The organism is Bacillus sp. 05T21 (assembly GCF_056396785.1).
Window position 1 is genome coordinate 611,210 of sequence record NZ_JBFTMD010000002.1, and the last position, 14,677, is coordinate 625,886.

Here is a 14,677-nt window from a genome sequence, read left to right on the forward strand (position 1 = left end):
ATCGGTTACAATTATATTAAAAAAATATTACTCAATGCCACTACTAATGGTTACTTTGTAACTATTATAGTTACACATAAAAAGTAAGTCAATTATTTTATCTGCGTTAACGGGCAGTCCGATTAGTGTGAGCTAATAATCAGTGTGAGATGAACCATCAAAAATTGTTTGCTCAGCGCTATTTGGTGCTAGCTTCCTTTGACTTGGTCGGACAATTGGATATCCGAAAGAAGGCTTGTTATCACTATACTTAGTGTCCCTTACTTCTTTTAGTTAATAAAAAACGCAAGCTTCTTTTGATTAGAAGTTTGCGTTTTTTATCATATACTTTATTTTTTCTCTTCACGAGCTAAATCGATTACAACATCTTTTCCATCACCATCTTTTAATAATACTTTAAAATGATTCACATTATCAAAAGTAGTAACATCAAACGTTTTCACCTTAATTACTTTCCCATTATCTTGAGCATTTGAGTATCCCTTCAATGTTGACTTATATGTTTTCCCTTTTTCATCCATAAGAATAACACTATCAATTGTTTTTATCTGACGTTTTAATTCTTCCTCATCTCCAAAAGTATCACGTTCAAATGTAATACTTGTCCCTGTTGGTAGTACTTCTGCAGACACTATTTTTACAGACTCAGGTTGTTGTTTAGGAACAAAATGAATCTCTTGATTTCCTTTAAACTTCGAGTCTAATTTTATTTCCCCTTGCCACTTCCCTTGAATTTCCTTATTGAGCTGCATACCATTCTGATGCCAAACTTCTATATTTTCTTTTACAGTATTTGATTGAGATTCTGCTACTGTCCTGTAAGAAACATCTTTATTTTCTAATGGCGCAAACAAAGATATAGAACTAATATTAAAGTTTAGACTATCAATGTTATCAATTGAATTCATAGGATGGAATATTAAATTATAAGTTATTTCTCCCTCTTCTTCACCTGCCTGAATACTCCATTCGCTACCTCCCAACATCTTACTATTTTCATTTGTTAACCCTTCTGTGTATTCCGCCTTCTCTATATATCGTCCTTTATCATCTGTTAAATCGTACTTCATTCTTAAATCTGTCAATTTACTTATCAAACTTTTATCTTCAAATTTCAATTGTAAGGAAACTGCTATTTTAGATTTATCATACAGTACATTTTTAATTTGGATTGTAACCCCATTATCTTTCATCACATTATTCTCATCTACTTTTTGTATATACCCATTATCTGCCGCTTTTTGAACTCCCTGATCTTTCGCAAAAAAGAATTCCTTTACCACAGCTAATGCTGAATCACCATACACGCCAACTCCGACACTTGCTCCAACAATCGTTAACCCTGCTATCATTGCTGCAACTATTTTTTTATGGGAGGATGTTTGTTTTTGTTTCTTACTTTTTCTAATTTCTTCAAAAGCAAGTTCTTTTTTCTTCAAAACACTAGTAGGAATTGTTACATCATCATTTAATGCTTTTTCTAATTTATGCTCGAATTGATCATTCATTTTAAATTCCCCCCATTGTTTACATTCTCCCAGTCTTCTTTTAAATAATATTCTTTTAACTGTTGCCTTGCTCTATGTAGTCTTGATTTGATTGTTCCTTCTTTTTCATTTAAAATCTCTGCAATTTCTTTTGTTTTAAATTTATTTACATAATAGAGTACGATTACTAAACGATACTCCACACTTAAATAACTAAGCAGATTGTCAAATTCAAGCTTTTGTTCAATATTGTCTTTTACGATTTGATCTCCCTGTACTTTTCCATAATCATCCACATATAAAACTTTATTTTTTCGTACTATATCATTACATTTATTCATTAATATTTTCGTAATCCATGTTTTAAAATACTCTGGTTCTTTTACCCTTTTTAAATTTGTAAAAGCAGACAAAATTGTTTCCTGCATTGCATCTCCTATATCTTCTTCATTTTTCAAGCGTGCTTTTGCCACCTTATACATTTGTGGCATTAATATATCAATTGCCTCAATAAAGGCTTCCTCATCACCTTTTTGAGCCCGCTTTATGAGCAGCTCCATTTTAAATTCCCCCTTAGAAATCTACCATTTATGTTTTATATAACTATTAGACTGTATATACTTTAAAATGGTTGCAAGAAATTCTAAATAAAGTGAAACTTTAATCAGTGGGGGGTTCTTCATCCCCCCACTGATTATTAGTTGAACCAATCGGGCTTTTATGGGCAGTTGATCCCCCACCTAACTTCTTTGCTTTCCCTGAATTTTGAGGTGGGGGTCTTACTGCCCATTAAAGCGGGATAAAAATAACCTTGGCTCAGCGAATACCCGAACTAAGGTTACTTTAAGTACAATGTTCATGATTCTTATTATATCTCGGCTCAAGTTAAACAATAGGGTGTATATCAAAAATGTATTTCCTGAATACTGTCGAATTAGAACCATAAAAACAATCTTATTACATCAAAGTTAATTTAGAGCACATTATGGATACCTTAAAACCAAGACAGGTTTATGAAATAGTACACTTTGTTTCCACTCTTAATTTTCATATGATGAAAAAAGAGCACTGAACAGACATCAGCACTCTTTTTCATCATCATCGTTATTTACACACAGTTGTTCCGCTATTTCTTGTACCCGTTCCATCGTTATTCCTTCTCTAAACTCCACTGCTAGAGGATGGTCTGTCGGTTCCAGTTCAATATAAGGACGAATACCATCCGCTCTCGGATGAACCATCGTTTTCAAGCTTACTGTTTCCAACTCATATGGTAAATCCGTCGAAAGCCAACCAAACATCGGCTCTAATAATTGTTGCTTATCCCAGAATTCATTCACCTTATCAAAATTCGCTTCGCTTAACGAAACCCATACACCCCATATGAAATGTTCATCTGTACCAATGATAGGAATTTCAATACTCCCTCGAATGAAGAAGTGTTCTCCATCCATCACACATAAATCATCGTTCATTTCAAATCTATCTTCTCGCTCTTCAGGTTCAGCATCATAATAATACACAGGAGCTGATGATCCATAGCTCGTTGGAATTTCTTCATGATATGTATCGCAGCATCTACAAGTATACCCACTAATTTTCGTCATTCTATTCCTCCGTCAGTTTTACATACATTTTATCAAAATACTTATAAAGTGAAAATAAAAAAAGCAAGCAATTCCAGCTATCAGCTAAAACTACTTGCTCTTCTACTTATTATTTCTATTTTTACTCTTTAATAAATTCCTTCGTACTTCTCACTGTATCAATCGGACGAACTAACTTCTCAATTTCTTCACGCTTTGGCTCTAAAAACGGAGGTAAAGATAATTTTTCTCCAAGTGTTTCATATGGCTCATCTCCCATAAAACCAGGGCCATCTGTCGCAAACTCGAATAAAATTTGCGGCGCAACTCTTGCGTATAATGACTCGAAGAAGTGGCGATTTACATAACCAGATGAAGGGAGTCCAACTCGACTTAGTCGCTCAATCCACTCTTCTAATACAGCGCGATCCTCTACGCGGAATGCTGCATGATGCACTGTACCAAAACCTTGTTGTGCTTCAGGAAGAACCGTATTATGTTCTACAATAACAGAAGCACCGTTTCCGCCTTCGTTTACTTCAAATAAATAGAACTCTCCTTCTTGATCAATCTCTTTAAATAATAGAACTTTTTCTAGCACCTCTTTGAAATAACTAAAGTTCGCGATACGAATAAATACAGGTCCTAAGCCAGTAATTGCATATTCTAATGGAACTGGACCGTTTTGCCACGGTGTACCTGATTCTATCCCGTTATCTAATTCATCTGAGATTAATTGATAGTGTTGATCATCAAAGTCAACAAACGAAAGAGTTTTCTTACCAAATTGCTCTTTAATTCCTGTATGTTCTACTTCAAGACGGTCAAAACGTTTCACCCAATATGCTAACGCTGCATCAGTTGGCACTCGGAATGATGTTTTTGAAATTTCATTTGTACCGTGTACACCTTTAGGAACGCCCGGGAAGTCAAAGAATGTCATATCTGTTCCTGCACTACCTTTATCATCTGTAAAGAATAAATGGTACGTTTGAATATCATCTTGGTTTACTGTTTTTTTAACTAAACGCATTCCTAAAACATGAGTGAAAAACTCATAGTTCTTTTCTGCACTACTCGTAATTGCTGTAACGTGGTGAATTCCTTTTAATTGGTTCATTTTATATTCCTCCAATAGTGTTAATTTATATTTAACTGTTTTATTTTTGCTCGCTGGTCAACGAAGCATTTATTTATAAAAGTAATCATTCATTTTACTAGTCAAGTGATAGTTAAAAAAATAATTCACTGTGTAAAACGATTCGTTCGAAAGTAATAATTCCTTTCGTTACTATCACTTTACAACTCAAGTGATTAAAAAGCAAGTAAATTATCTTGAATTCGAGATAATTTTTAATATCTCAGTATTAGTTTAAAATGCTATATGTTTTGTGGCGTAATTATTTTCATATCTACTGGTAATAAAACCTTTTCAGTCGCCAAAATAAATAGCCTACAATCAATGAACTAATCATAGGCTATTAAAATTCTTTAATAGTTAAATATCCTTACAATAAATTGTAATTTTAGTGAGTAATTAATATTAGTAATTCTCTGTTTCATTAAATGATTTATTTTATATATTCCAAAAATCACTATTTATATCACTGTTATATTTATACTCAACCTTTTCTTTACCACATTTTTCGCACTTATAAATATTAGCTGTCCCAATCTGCCCTGTTTTAAAATTTTCACTATCCTGAGTTTTAATAAATTTATAATTGTGTATACATCTAGGTTCTCTTACTTTATCCATCCATTTTCCTAGCATAAAGTAATCACTCTCCTTAAAAGAATATCCCTACTACAACTCTATATTTAGAATACTCTACAAAAGATTTCCAATCAACGAACACGTTCTCTTACCTCCCTTGCATCACATGGTATGCAAAAGAATGGTTTTGTTTAAGATCCGTTTTTTTATTGACAACAGACCCTCATCCATTAGCTTTACACGAGCTAATGCAATATAAATTCACCGTATGATTTACATCTTTTTCTCTCATTATTTCTTTCCTCATCAAGGAATAAATAATGGTTTTTAAAGCTATTTGCAGTGTCTTCCCTTATCAGGGCAATAAAAGATGGTGTGAAAACTTAATTTCACACCATCTTTTTAAACAATTTTATTGTCATGCCACACTTAATGAGGCCATTCTATTCACAATCTTAATTATGGAAAGTTGGCTTATAGAACGAACGATTATCAAGCGCAAAGACACGTTCTGTGTATTCGCCTGGTTTTGTGCGTCCTAATGCGCGGTCCATCATGTTCATTTTTGCATCTAAGTTATCGATGTAGTGCAGAATTTCTGCTTCTTTTACTAATGGTGGTTTTGGGCTACCCCATTCTGCTTTTCCATGATGGGAAAGGACGATGTGCTGAAGGATTAATACTTCTTCTGCATCGATTTGTAGTTCGTCTGCTGCTTTACCAATTTCGTTCACCATGATAGAGATGTGGCCAAGTAAATTTCCTTCTAACGTATACGTCGTAGAGATCGGGCCAGATAGTTCGAATACTTTACCAAGGTCGTGTAAAATAACGCCCGCATATAGTAAGTCTTTATCTAACGATGGGTATAGAGCTGATATAGCTTTCGCTAAATCTAACATTGATACAACATGGTAAGCTAGTCCAGATACGAACTCGTGATGGTTCTTTGTCGCTGCTGGATATTCTAAAAATTCGTTTTGGTGCTTATTTAATAAATGTCTTGTTAGACGCTGTATGTTCGGGTTTCTCATTTCAAATATGTATTGCGTAATTTTCTCAACCATATCTTCTTTTTTTATTGGAGCTTTTTCTACGAAATCCGAGATATCTGTTACTTCATTTTCATTCGCAACACGGATTTGTTTCACACGTAATTGAATACGTCCTTTGTAGTTTAAAATATCTCCAGCTACTTTAACGATTGTTTCCGCTACATATTGTTTCTCAACTTCTGGTGATACATCCCATAGCTTCGCTTCAATATCTCCACTTGGATCTTGTAAGATTACTGTTAAAAACGGCTTACCATTGCTTGCGAGACCTTTTGTCGCTGTTTTAATTAACAAGAAAACATCGACTTGTTCACCAACTTCATATTCTACAATTTTCTTTTTCATTCGAATTCCTCCACCAAATCAGTTACTTTTAGTATAGCATACTACAACTCATTTTCTTTAACGCTTACGCACTAATTTTATAATCTGTTTTTCTGTAAAATACGTTAGTAAATGCGCATGGCATGTAAAGAAGATAACTTGTCTATCTTTCGCAATTTCTTTTATAAGTTCAATCGTTCGATTCGTCCTTACCGCGTCAAAATGTACGAAGCTATCATCAATAATAAATGGATAATCATGCTCAAACGTTTTCGCTAGTGCAAATCGTAACGATAAATATAACTGCTCCGCTGTCGCTTGGCTTAGTTCATGACTGTAAAAACGCATACCATCGTTACGTTCGACAATGAAAGGTTCCGCTTCTGACGGTGAGAATATTTTACTATATCTTCCGCCTGTTAAATACACGAAATACTCTTCAGATTTTTGTAAAATGCGCGGTAAATGCACTTCATGATAATATTGCTTCGTTTTCGTTAACACCGTCTTTGCGGCCGCATACGCAGCCCACTTCTTCACTTGTTCACGCACTTGTGATTTTTTCATTTCCCACTCATGTAGTAAATCACCATACGTACTGCCTTCTTCTAAATTCGCAATTTCTATTCGATGCTTCGCAATACGCTCTGTCAGTTCTTTCTCTTGCGCCAGACAGTTTTGCGCGGCTGTAATTTCTTGCTTTAATTTTTCATCATAACCGTCAGCCTCATAATGCTCAGCTAATGACAAACTCGTTAAGCGCTGTTCTAACAAATCAATTTGAGGTAATAAACGCCCCATTTGCTTATCCGCGTCTTCACGTTTCTCTGCCAATTTTCCTGCTTCTAAAAACATCTCTTCATCTGTAGATTCTGCGATATGCCATAACCCATCTCGCTCTACTAGTAGTTGTTTTAATTGCTCTTGCATGAACTCATATTCTTCTTGCCATTCCGCCAGCTTCTCTTTCAGCTGCTTACAAGTTTGGCGCTTCTCTTTTTCATTTTGCATACGACTTTGCGCCTCATGCAAATTACTATACTCTTTACTACCGATAACAGTTTCTAGTTTATGCTCAAAGTGCGAAATCATTTCATATAATGAAGATTTCCGAGCGCCTTGTTTCTCTAGCTCACGATATAATTGCTGCATTTTTTCAATACGCTCAAACGCTGGCAACATGTGCGCATACGTAAAAAATTCAGGGAACATATAGCGCGTTTTATACGCATCTACTTGTTCTCCTATTTGGAAAGTTTCTCTCTCCCATTCTTCATAAGATGAAACGACTTTATCATAAGCACGTTCCATTTGTTGTAATTTATAAGACTCCCGCTCAAATAATTTCCGAATCTCTTCATCCTTTTCTAACTGATAACGAACCGACATCGCCTCTTCACTTTGACGCCCGCTAGCACTTTGCTGAAGAGTAAGAAGCTCTTCTTGTAATCCACTTGACGGATCTTTATATAAAACGAGTGCTAAAACAATCCCTACAAAAACAATCACACTAATAAATAACAGCACGCGGTTATCTATAAATAGACTCGTGAATAAAACAAGCGTGTTAATAAGAAGTAACAGAAGACAAATTCTTTGCCACTGTTTTTTCTTTTGCATAGCCGCCCCTGCTTTTTCCTCATACTTACGCTTCATTCTCTCTGCGCCCATTCCTAAAAATGCCGCATCTTGAAATGATTTTTCTTTCTCAACTAACGTATTTCGTTCTTCATCCGCCAACATTTGCTGGCTGATTTGTCTTATATTTTCTTCTTGCTCTTCTAATTGCTCTTGAGCCGTTTTAAAACGATCATCAAGCTGTGCTTTTTGCGTTTCTAACTCTCTCGCTTTTTGCACAGTTTGCGTAATTAATTCTTTCGTCGCTAAACTTATATCAAATGAAAGAACAGTCTCTTGTTCAAAAGTAGCGCCAATTTGTTGCTGTAGTTCTGCGATTTCTTCTTTTATATTCGCAATACTTCCCGTCATATCACGCATTTCTTGGCGTGCATTTTCATAAGACATATGCTGCATACGAAGTTCTTCTACGTAACTTTCTTTTTGTAAAAATGCTTCATCTATTTCTGTGGAATCAATTTCTGATTGCACTGTTTCTATCTTTTTTTGAAGTGAATCTACTTGTACTTGGAGCGGTTCTATCTTTGCCTTTACCGCCTCATAGCGCGCCATTCCGTTTACAGGAAACTGCCCGTTCTCGTTTTCTAACACTTTCTCGTGCGCACTCTTTTCAATAACGAGAGGCTCAAGCGCCGCTAATATTTCATAGTCTTGCTTTCGTCTTTCGGCTGACTCTTTTTCCGCACGAACAGAAGCAAGTTTCTCTTCACTTTCTTTTAACTGCTCGACCTGTTTTTCATACGTGCCAATTTTCCCTTGCCACTCTTTCATCTTTTCCTCAATTTTCTTCATCTCTTGCAGTGACACGTTAATTTCAGGATTACGACCACTCGGCTTAAAACGCTGATTCATTTCTTTTTCTAATTTTTTATCTAACTGCAATAACGCATCACTTCCGACTGCGCTGGCCGAAAATAAATAATTACCGATATCCGCTTCGCCGAGCTGATGAATATTTTGCAAACCATGCATATCAAATGAAAAAACAGAATCAAATAAGCTTTCATTCACACCGCTTAATATATCGTTTAAAATATCTTCGCCGCCAGTTTTCCCATCTTCAAAATAAACGGTCACCTCACCAACTGCCGTCTTTGGCAATCGTTCAATTTTCAAACGGCCGTACTTTTCTGTTTGAACAGTAACTGCTCCGCCATACTTCCCGCCTTCTTTCGGCTCATAGCGGCGCTGTCCTCTCGTTGGAAAACCGAATAAAATACTTTTCATAAACGAACGAATTGTCGATTTCCCCGCTTCATTTTCACCGTACAGTACCGTCAGCATTGACAGATCCATTTCCACATTTTCTAGTTTTCCATAGCCATAAATATGGAGTTTTTCAATTCTCATTTTTTATCCCTCTCTTGCTGGAATAATTGCTCTAAAATAATATTTTTCGCTTCCTTTTGAATCTCTTTCTTCTCTTCTTCCGTAAAAGATTCAATGCTATTACGCGCTACAGGAGATGTCCAAATCGTGCGCAACACTCCGTCCATATTTGTGAAAGCTTCTAACTCTTTCAGCACACTACCGACGAAATGATTTTCTTCTTTCAAACGTTCAATTTCCGCAAAAGAAACCGTCTCATTTTTCCACTTCATCGCATATACAAAGTCTTTTCGCTCTTCGCCAGCTGCTAAAATATGAAAAATCTCTTCCACGCGCTTGTCTTCACGCAAATAAGGAGAAAGTAGCCCCTGTCCTGTAAATACGACAGTTAAAAGCGTCCCTTCTTCTTCTCTTCGGCATTCATTCATCATGGTTGATATCACCGTCATAAGTTCATCAACAGTTTCCTGTCCATCAATATTCACTTCTATCTCATCCCACACAACATCCGCCGTATGGAAAAACGAACATTGCGATCCTTGTTTCGTGAGTTCAATAAGATATGCACCTTTCTCGCCGGTCTCCTTACGATGACGTCCTTGTATATTCCCTGGATAAATCATATACGGCTCTTCTGATAAAATTTCACGTTTATGTATATGGCCAAGAGCCCAATAATCAAACTGCTTTTCTTTCAGCTCACGAATTTGAAACGGTGCATAGCGATTATGCTCTGCATCTCCTTCCACACTTCCGTGAAGCATTCCAATATGAAAAGGCGCATCACTCATTTTCGTATACTGCGCTGTCATATTATCCGTTACCGCTTGCTGCAAATAACTAAACCCGTAAATAGAAGCTAATAGCTCACCATTTTTATAAAATGACTTCTCTTCTACATAAGGCTCAGTAAACACGTGAACATTTTCCGGAAACTCAATTGCTGCCCAGCTTCCCCCTAAATGATCGTGGTTACCGTGAATAATAAAAACAGGGATATCGTACTGCGAAAGTCTCTTCATTTGCTCGCGCACAAACACTTGCGCCCTCAAACTTCTCGTCTCCGCATCATACAAATCCCCGGCTAGCAATACGAAATCAACGCGCTCTTGAATCGCTTTATCAACAATACGCTCGAACGATTCAAACGTACTCTGCTTCATTCTCTCCCAAACAGACTGTGGTACATTCATTTCCATCCCTTTAAACGGACTATCCAAATGCAAATCGGCCGCATGTATAAACTTCACTTGTTTCACAAATAACGATCCTTTCTATAGTTCAAAAGTTTCATCTTATCAACATTAAAATTGCTGAAAACTAATAATCGTCGGAGATAAAAAGGCTCCCCGATTAGTTCAACTAATAATAAGCAGGGGATGAAAAAACTCCCCTGCTTATTAAAGTTTCACCTTATTGTAACACGCAATGTCATATATTTCTTTGCATATTCTAGTGATTTATGCCAAAATAGTTATAAGATTCTGATTTTTATTATTGGAGGGAATTTTCATGGGAGTATACGTTCTAACAGTCTTTGAAAAAGATGGTTCTAAAGCATTAGATGAATCATTCGAGGCGGCAACTGAAAAAGAAGCGAAAGCAAAAGGTGAATCTATTTTACAAGAAAAAGGTTTGTATGAAAAAACACATCGCTGCACATCTTCTGCAGGTAAGCTCGTTTTATTCCAGCGCTAAAAAAAAGAAGCGTCATCCGCTTCTTTTTCACTCTACTATATCTTCGTCACACCACGTAAACGCCACATCTAGAATGCGATTACCGATACGTACGCGTTTATTCCATTTACCTGTTTGGATCTGATGTTGCAATTCCGCTTTCATCTTTTCCGTCCAGTCATGAATCGTGTCACTACGGTCGTACGGATATACGCCTGGAAATTCTTCCTGCAGAAGATGCAAGCTCTCTGCATCAAAATGAAAATGGAAGAAGTAGTTTGCTGTAAGCGATGGTTCTTGCAATCGTAAAAAATGATCATCAACTTGCTTTCTATTTCTATAGAAAGTAAAGATATTCACTTTACCGCTCGTAATTTGGTCAATTTGAATTTCGTGCTTCTCTATAATCACGTCTTGCCCACCTCGTTATATACTACCCTTAGTATATATGTCTTTTGCAACAAAGTTAACCATTTTCGCGCGAAATTCATTTCCTTCATTATATTACCTGTACCTCCAAGTACAATCAGAACTACTAAAAACAAAGTTGAAGGGGAGCGATCACATGTATTTTGGAAGCAAAGGTTGGTATGTAAAAGAACTTAAAAAATTAGGGATTCGTACTTACGAAGGTAAAAAACTAGAATCTTATCGTACACATATTTTATCTAGTTTACTTGAGAGAATGAAGAAAGCTTCGGCTTAATAGATGTAGGAAGCGACTACGGTTGCTTCCTTTTTATTTAGTAAATAAAAAGAAAATCATCATACCTTAACTTTTTAACTTTACCATTATACTTCCTTGATAGAAACCGCCCATTATCAACTGAATCTCTAGTACCAAATACTCTTCCAGATAATCATTTGTATATATTTTAAATTCTCCATACTTATTAACTCGTCCGCTTCCAACATACATATCACTACTTGTTATGACAATTGTTGAATGGGGTTCTGCACGGCCCAATATACGATTATTACTATAGTCCAAAGCATCCACATTTATTTTTTGATGAATATTATTAACTGAATCTCTACATTTATTTTCACACAAATTAACATTGCTTTCTTCTGCCCTCGAAAGCGCTCGATTCCTGCTAGTCTTTTCTGAAGAGAAAGCAACATTCCCCAGCCAACTAAACCTATCAAATGTAGTAATAGGTAGAAACATCTACGTTAACTCCCCCATTCTTCCAATACTTCCAATACTTCCAATACTTCCATCTCATTTTTATCAACTACGGTCTTTTAATGAACTTACAGCAATACGTTTTATGTTGGGATAAAAGAAAACAGCTTTGGTTTTCCATTCAATTTCGCACTGTTAATTTGTACAGAACACATAGAATACTGGTTTTCACCCCAGATGTAATGACAACACTACACAAAAGAAACCACGGTCCATTAAATGTAAATCTACCTTCAAATATATTAATAATAATTATGTTGCCAATTATTAAGAGAATCCATGAAATGGAATACTGTTTTCCATTTGTAATATATAAAATTTCATCCTCATAACAGACTGTAATTCCCCCACCTTGCCAAACACCAATAGCGAAAGAAATAAGCGTAACTGCCAGTAACTCTGCTTGTAAATCCCTAGTCATTGGTTGCGGCGCCGTATAAGTAATAATCCCTATCATCATGAGAAAAGTTATAATATCTATCCAGTTTATTTTTCTTTGTTTGCTTTGCAGCCAAATAAAGAAAATTAATACAGGAATTAAAAGCAAAGTTTCCATTTAATTATTCTTCTTCCTTTCCTACATTAGAAACGTCTATAATTGTAATGCAATTAGATTGTTCTTAAATCTTTCATACTTTCTGAAGCATAGCATGAGAAAGAAATAAAAAAATCGTACAAAAGGGCAAACCTATAATGTACGATTGGGCATATATAATGTTTTAAAAATGAATTAGCTTCCTTTCAATAGATACAGCTACTGCTTCTGACCGTGAATTAACACCTAATTTATTGTATATATTTGTTAAATATGCTTTTACCGTTCGCTCAGCTATTCCCATATCAAATGCAATTTCTTTATTCTTATATCCGCGCGCAATAGCTTTCAGCACAAACAATTCTTTAACCGTTAAGTTATTTTCTGCAACCTTATCAGCATGTACTTCTTTCCTTTTATACTTCACTATCTTTTCCATAATATTTGGTTGTAGTAAAATCTCACCTCGAATAGCCGCTTCCAATGTTCGAAACAAATTCTCACGATCCGTATCTTTTAGCAAATATCCTTTTGCCCCTAACTCAATTCCCTTTAACATTAATTCATCTTCGTTATAAGTAGTTAATATAATAATCGGCGTATGGTTTTGTTTTTTATTCAAAGCCTCAATTGTTTCTAAACCACTCATTTTAGGCATATTTAAATCCATTAAAATGACATCGGGTTCCTTTTTCTCTATGAAAGAAAGGGCTTCTTCTCCATTTGCGGCCTCACCTATAATTTGAAATGAATCACTCGTTTCTATTATTAATTTCAGACCTTCTCTTACAACGAAATGATCATCTACAATTAATACGTTATGCTTCATGGCTATCTCCTTCTTTATTTATAGGTACTTGAATATACACTTTCGTACCTTTCATCTTTTCACTCAATATATTTATTTCTCCCTTAATCAATCGAACACGCTCATTTAAGCCAATTAAACCATAATGTCCAGGATTCTTACCGATATATCCAGTGTCAAACCCAATTCCATTATCTTCAACTTCTATAGTAAGTTTTTCAATGTTATCGATATATTCAACTTTTAAATGAACATCTGTTGCCTGTGAATGTTTTGCGATATTCGTTAAACATTCACTAATTACATATAAGCAGTGCTCTTTTACTACGCTTGAAATATACGGTGGACTTTGGATAGTAAATCTCACATGTATAGACGTAGCTTCAGAAAAACGTTGAACCTCTTCTTTTACTGCTCCATTAAATGAATTAGTAGTATGACGCAAATCATCAATAACCAACCTTGCATCATGTAAAGTTTGTCTCGCTCTTATCATAGTTTGTTTCATAATCTCTTGAGAGCGTCCTGTATTCCCCTTTTGCATATGGGCATCTATTGCTTCCAATTGCATAATTAAGCTTGCTAAACCTTGCGCTAACGTATCATGTAAATCTCTTGCCATACGCTGCCTTTCATTAGCTAATGTCAATTCTTCCACTCTCATATATGCAGACTCTAACTCTTGAATATAGCTCTGTATACGATTACGTGCATCAAATTGCTGCTTATTAATGTAAGAAAAAGGAATAATAATTGCTAATACTAAAAGAAACATAGAGATAAGAATAGCTAATTTATTCACACCATAATTGATACTAATTGCAGCACAAAATATTGCATACATAAGAGTAAAAACTGCCATTACTTTAAATATATTGTTATAAACATATAAACTTTGGGCGATTAAAATAGGAGTTAATCCAACAAAAATCGCTATCGAAGCATTTGTTGCAATAAATGCAGCCAAAAACACAATGAAAAGTTGTACAAAAAAGAAGTACAACAATTGCCTATTCTTTAATGAACTCGCATACCAATGAAAAATAGTATGAATAACAATGACTATTGTAAAGAAAAAACTATCCATAGAGAAAATATTATTACGAAATTCTAAAAGCATTGAAGCTATATATACGAGTGTAATCCATAAAATAATAAACCTTCTTGGAATAAATACCACTTCCAATACATTTGTATCCAAATCTATATTTAAACTTATTTTTTTCATATCTGACCTCCACCATTACATTATACAAGATGCAACTTACATTTTGATAAAGTGAAGGCTTTTACATACAGCCCCACTCCCACAAATAGCGGGATAAGTCACTG

At 35.3% G+C, this 14,677-nt stretch carries 14 protein-coding genes and 2 pseudogenes; 3 read left to right on the forward strand and 13 right to left on the reverse strand.

What is annotated here, in order from left to right; all coding sequences use genetic code 11:
• Window positions 1-329 precede the first annotated feature (329 nt).
• Together AC1DKZ_RS08145 and AC1DKZ_RS08150 are read right to left on the reverse strand one after the other, a co-directional pair.
• The gene (locus tag AC1DKZ_RS08145; RefSeq protein ID WP_476995943.1) at window positions 330-1,508 is read right to left on the reverse strand and encodes a DUF4179 domain-containing protein; all 1,179 of its coding nucleotides are present in this window, start codon (window positions 1,506-1,508) and stop codon (window positions 330-332) included.
• Window positions 1,505-2,047, reverse strand: a complete 543-nt coding sequence (locus AC1DKZ_RS08150) for an RNA polymerase sigma factor (protein WP_427284700.1) — start codon at window positions 2,045-2,047, stop codon at window positions 1,505-1,507. Before AC1DKZ_RS08150 ends, AC1DKZ_RS08145 begins: the two co-directional genes overlap by 4 nt.
• Window positions 2,048-2,348: 301 nt before the next feature.
• Here AC1DKZ_RS08150 and AC1DKZ_RS08155 point away from each other — a divergent pair.
• Window positions 2,349-2,508: pseudogene (locus AC1DKZ_RS08155) on the forward strand (IS4 family transposase); the annotation flags it as partial.
• A gap of 58 nt (window positions 2,509-2,566) precedes the next feature.
• Here the strand turns inward: AC1DKZ_RS08155 and AC1DKZ_RS08160 are convergent.
• From AC1DKZ_RS08160 to AC1DKZ_RS08185, 6 genes and pseudogenes are all read right to left on the reverse strand, one after another.
• The gene (locus AC1DKZ_RS08160) at window positions 2,567-3,094 is read right to left on the reverse strand and encodes a DUF2199 domain-containing protein (RefSeq protein ID WP_427284701.1); all 528 of its coding nucleotides are present in this window, start codon (window positions 3,092-3,094) and stop codon (window positions 2,567-2,569) included.
• 121 nt (window positions 3,095-3,215) lie between these two features.
• The gene (locus AC1DKZ_RS08165; RefSeq protein WP_476995944.1) at window positions 3,216-4,193 is read right to left on the reverse strand and encodes a ring-cleaving dioxygenase; all 978 of its coding nucleotides are present in this window, start codon (window positions 4,191-4,193) and stop codon (window positions 3,216-3,218) included.
• A gap of 456 nt (window positions 4,194-4,649) precedes the next feature.
• Entirely contained in the window at window positions 4,650-4,847 is a 198-nt protein-coding gene (locus AC1DKZ_RS08170) for a hypothetical protein (RefSeq protein ID WP_431181461.1), read from the reverse strand.
• 398 nt (window positions 4,848-5,245) lie between these two features.
• Window positions 5,246-6,190 (reverse strand): 3'-5' exoribonuclease YhaM, encoded by a 945-nt coding sequence (gene yhaM, locus AC1DKZ_RS08175; protein ID WP_002011096.1) that lies wholly within the window; start codon window positions 6,188-6,190, stop codon window positions 5,246-5,248.
• 41 nt (window positions 6,191-6,231) lie between these two features.
• Window positions 6,232-9,157, reverse strand: a pseudogene (locus tag AC1DKZ_RS08180) (ATP-binding protein).
• The gene (locus AC1DKZ_RS08185; RefSeq protein ID WP_476995945.1) at window positions 9,154-10,395 is read right to left on the reverse strand and encodes a metallophosphoesterase family protein; all 1,242 of its coding nucleotides are present in this window, start codon (window positions 10,393-10,395) and stop codon (window positions 9,154-9,156) included. The pseudogene AC1DKZ_RS08180 and the gene AC1DKZ_RS08185 overlap by 4 nt, the downstream one beginning before the upstream one ends.
• A 253-nt stretch (window positions 10,396-10,648) precedes the next feature.
• Here AC1DKZ_RS08185 and AC1DKZ_RS08190 point away from each other — a divergent pair, with 253 nt between their 5' ends.
• The gene (locus AC1DKZ_RS08190) at window positions 10,649-10,834 is read left to right on the forward strand and encodes a YhzD family protein (protein WP_000539551.1); all 186 of its coding nucleotides are present in this window, start codon (window positions 10,649-10,651) and stop codon (window positions 10,832-10,834) included.
• Window positions 10,835-10,861: 27 nt separating this feature from the next.
• Here the strand turns inward: AC1DKZ_RS08190 and AC1DKZ_RS08195 are convergent, their stop codons facing one another.
• Complete coding sequence (locus AC1DKZ_RS08195) at window positions 10,862-11,224, reverse strand: hypothetical protein (RefSeq protein WP_002011092.1); 363 nt, start codon at window positions 11,222-11,224, stop codon at window positions 10,862-10,864.
• A gap of 154 nt (window positions 11,225-11,378) precedes the next feature.
• On the opposite strand from AC1DKZ_RS08195, the gene AC1DKZ_RS08200 reads away from it, so the two are divergent.
• Window positions 11,379-11,519 carry a YflJ family protein gene (locus tag AC1DKZ_RS08200; RefSeq protein WP_000273535.1) on the forward strand — a complete coding sequence of 47 codons (141 nt, stop codon included), beginning with the start codon at window positions 11,379-11,381 and terminating at the stop codon, window positions 11,517-11,519.
• 66 nt (window positions 11,520-11,585) lie between these two features.
• Here AC1DKZ_RS08200 and AC1DKZ_RS08205 read toward each other — a convergent pair whose 3' ends face one another.
• From AC1DKZ_RS08205 to AC1DKZ_RS08220, 4 genes are all read right to left on the reverse strand, one after another.
• Window positions 11,586-11,984, reverse strand: coding sequence for a hypothetical protein (locus tag AC1DKZ_RS08205; protein ID WP_476995946.1), 399 nt, complete (start codon window positions 11,982-11,984; stop codon window positions 11,586-11,588).
• 139 nt (window positions 11,985-12,123) lie between these two features.
• On the reverse strand, window positions 12,124-12,558 hold the full coding sequence (locus tag AC1DKZ_RS08210) for a hypothetical protein (protein WP_002134772.1): 435 nt from the start codon (window positions 12,556-12,558) through the stop codon (window positions 12,124-12,126).
• A gap of 163 nt (window positions 12,559-12,721) precedes the next feature.
• Window positions 12,722-13,366: a response regulator gene (locus AC1DKZ_RS08215; protein ID WP_002134771.1), complete on the reverse strand. Its 645-nt coding sequence runs from the start codon at window positions 13,364-13,366 to the stop codon at window positions 12,722-12,724.
• Window positions 13,356-14,573 carry a sensor histidine kinase gene (locus AC1DKZ_RS08220; RefSeq protein WP_002134768.1) on the reverse strand — a complete coding sequence of 406 codons (1,218 nt, stop codon included), beginning with the start codon at window positions 14,571-14,573 and terminating at the stop codon, window positions 13,356-13,358. Before AC1DKZ_RS08220 ends, AC1DKZ_RS08215 begins: the two co-directional genes overlap by 11 nt.
• Window positions 14,574-14,677: the final 104 nt, after the last annotated feature.

What these genes read in the sequence shown, in the direction of transcription:
- AC1DKZ_RS08170 (WP_431181461.1), bottom strand. Translation starts at nt 4,847, where the DNA reads ATGCTAGGAAAATGGATGGATAAAGTAAGAGAACCTAGATGTATACAC.
- AC1DKZ_RS08200 (WP_000273535.1), top strand. Translation starts at nt 11,379, where the DNA reads ATGTATTTTGGAAGCAAAGGTTGGTATGTAAAAGAACTTAAAAAATTA.
- AC1DKZ_RS08210 (WP_002134772.1), bottom strand. Translation starts at nt 12,558, where the DNA reads ATGGAAACTTTGCTTTTAATTCCTGTATTAATTTTCTTTATTTGGCTG.
- AC1DKZ_RS08160 (WP_427284701.1), bottom strand. Translation starts at nt 3,094, where the DNA reads ATGACGAAAATTAGTGGGTATACTTGTAGATGCTGCGATACATATCAT.
- AC1DKZ_RS08220 (WP_002134768.1), bottom strand. Translation starts at nt 14,573, where the DNA reads ATGAAAAAAATAAGTTTAAATATAGATTTGGATACAAATGTATTGGAA.
- AC1DKZ_RS08165 (WP_476995944.1), bottom strand. Translation starts at nt 4,193, where the DNA reads ATGAACCAATTAAAAGGAATTCACCACGTTACAGCAATTACGAGTAGT.
- AC1DKZ_RS08145 (WP_476995943.1), bottom strand. Translation starts at nt 1,508, where the DNA reads ATGAATGATCAATTCGAGCATAAATTAGAAAAAGCATTAAATGATGAT.
- AC1DKZ_RS08150 (WP_427284700.1), bottom strand. Translation starts at nt 2,047, where the DNA reads ATGGAGCTGCTCATAAAGCGGGCTCAAAAAGGTGATGAGGAAGCCTTT.
- AC1DKZ_RS08215 (WP_002134771.1), bottom strand. Translation starts at nt 13,366, where the DNA reads ATGAAGCATAACGTATTAATTGTAGATGATCATTTCGTTGTAAGAGAA.
- AC1DKZ_RS08205 (WP_476995946.1), bottom strand. Translation starts at nt 11,984, where the DNA reads ATGTTTCTACCTATTACTACATTTGATAGGTTTAGTTGGCTGGGGAAT.
- AC1DKZ_RS08190 (WP_000539551.1), top strand. Translation starts at nt 10,649, where the DNA reads ATGGGAGTATACGTTCTAACAGTCTTTGAAAAAGATGGTTCTAAAGCA.
- yhaM (WP_002011096.1), bottom strand. Translation starts at nt 6,190, where the DNA reads ATGAAAAAGAAAATTGTAGAATATGAAGTTGGTGAACAAGTCGATGTT.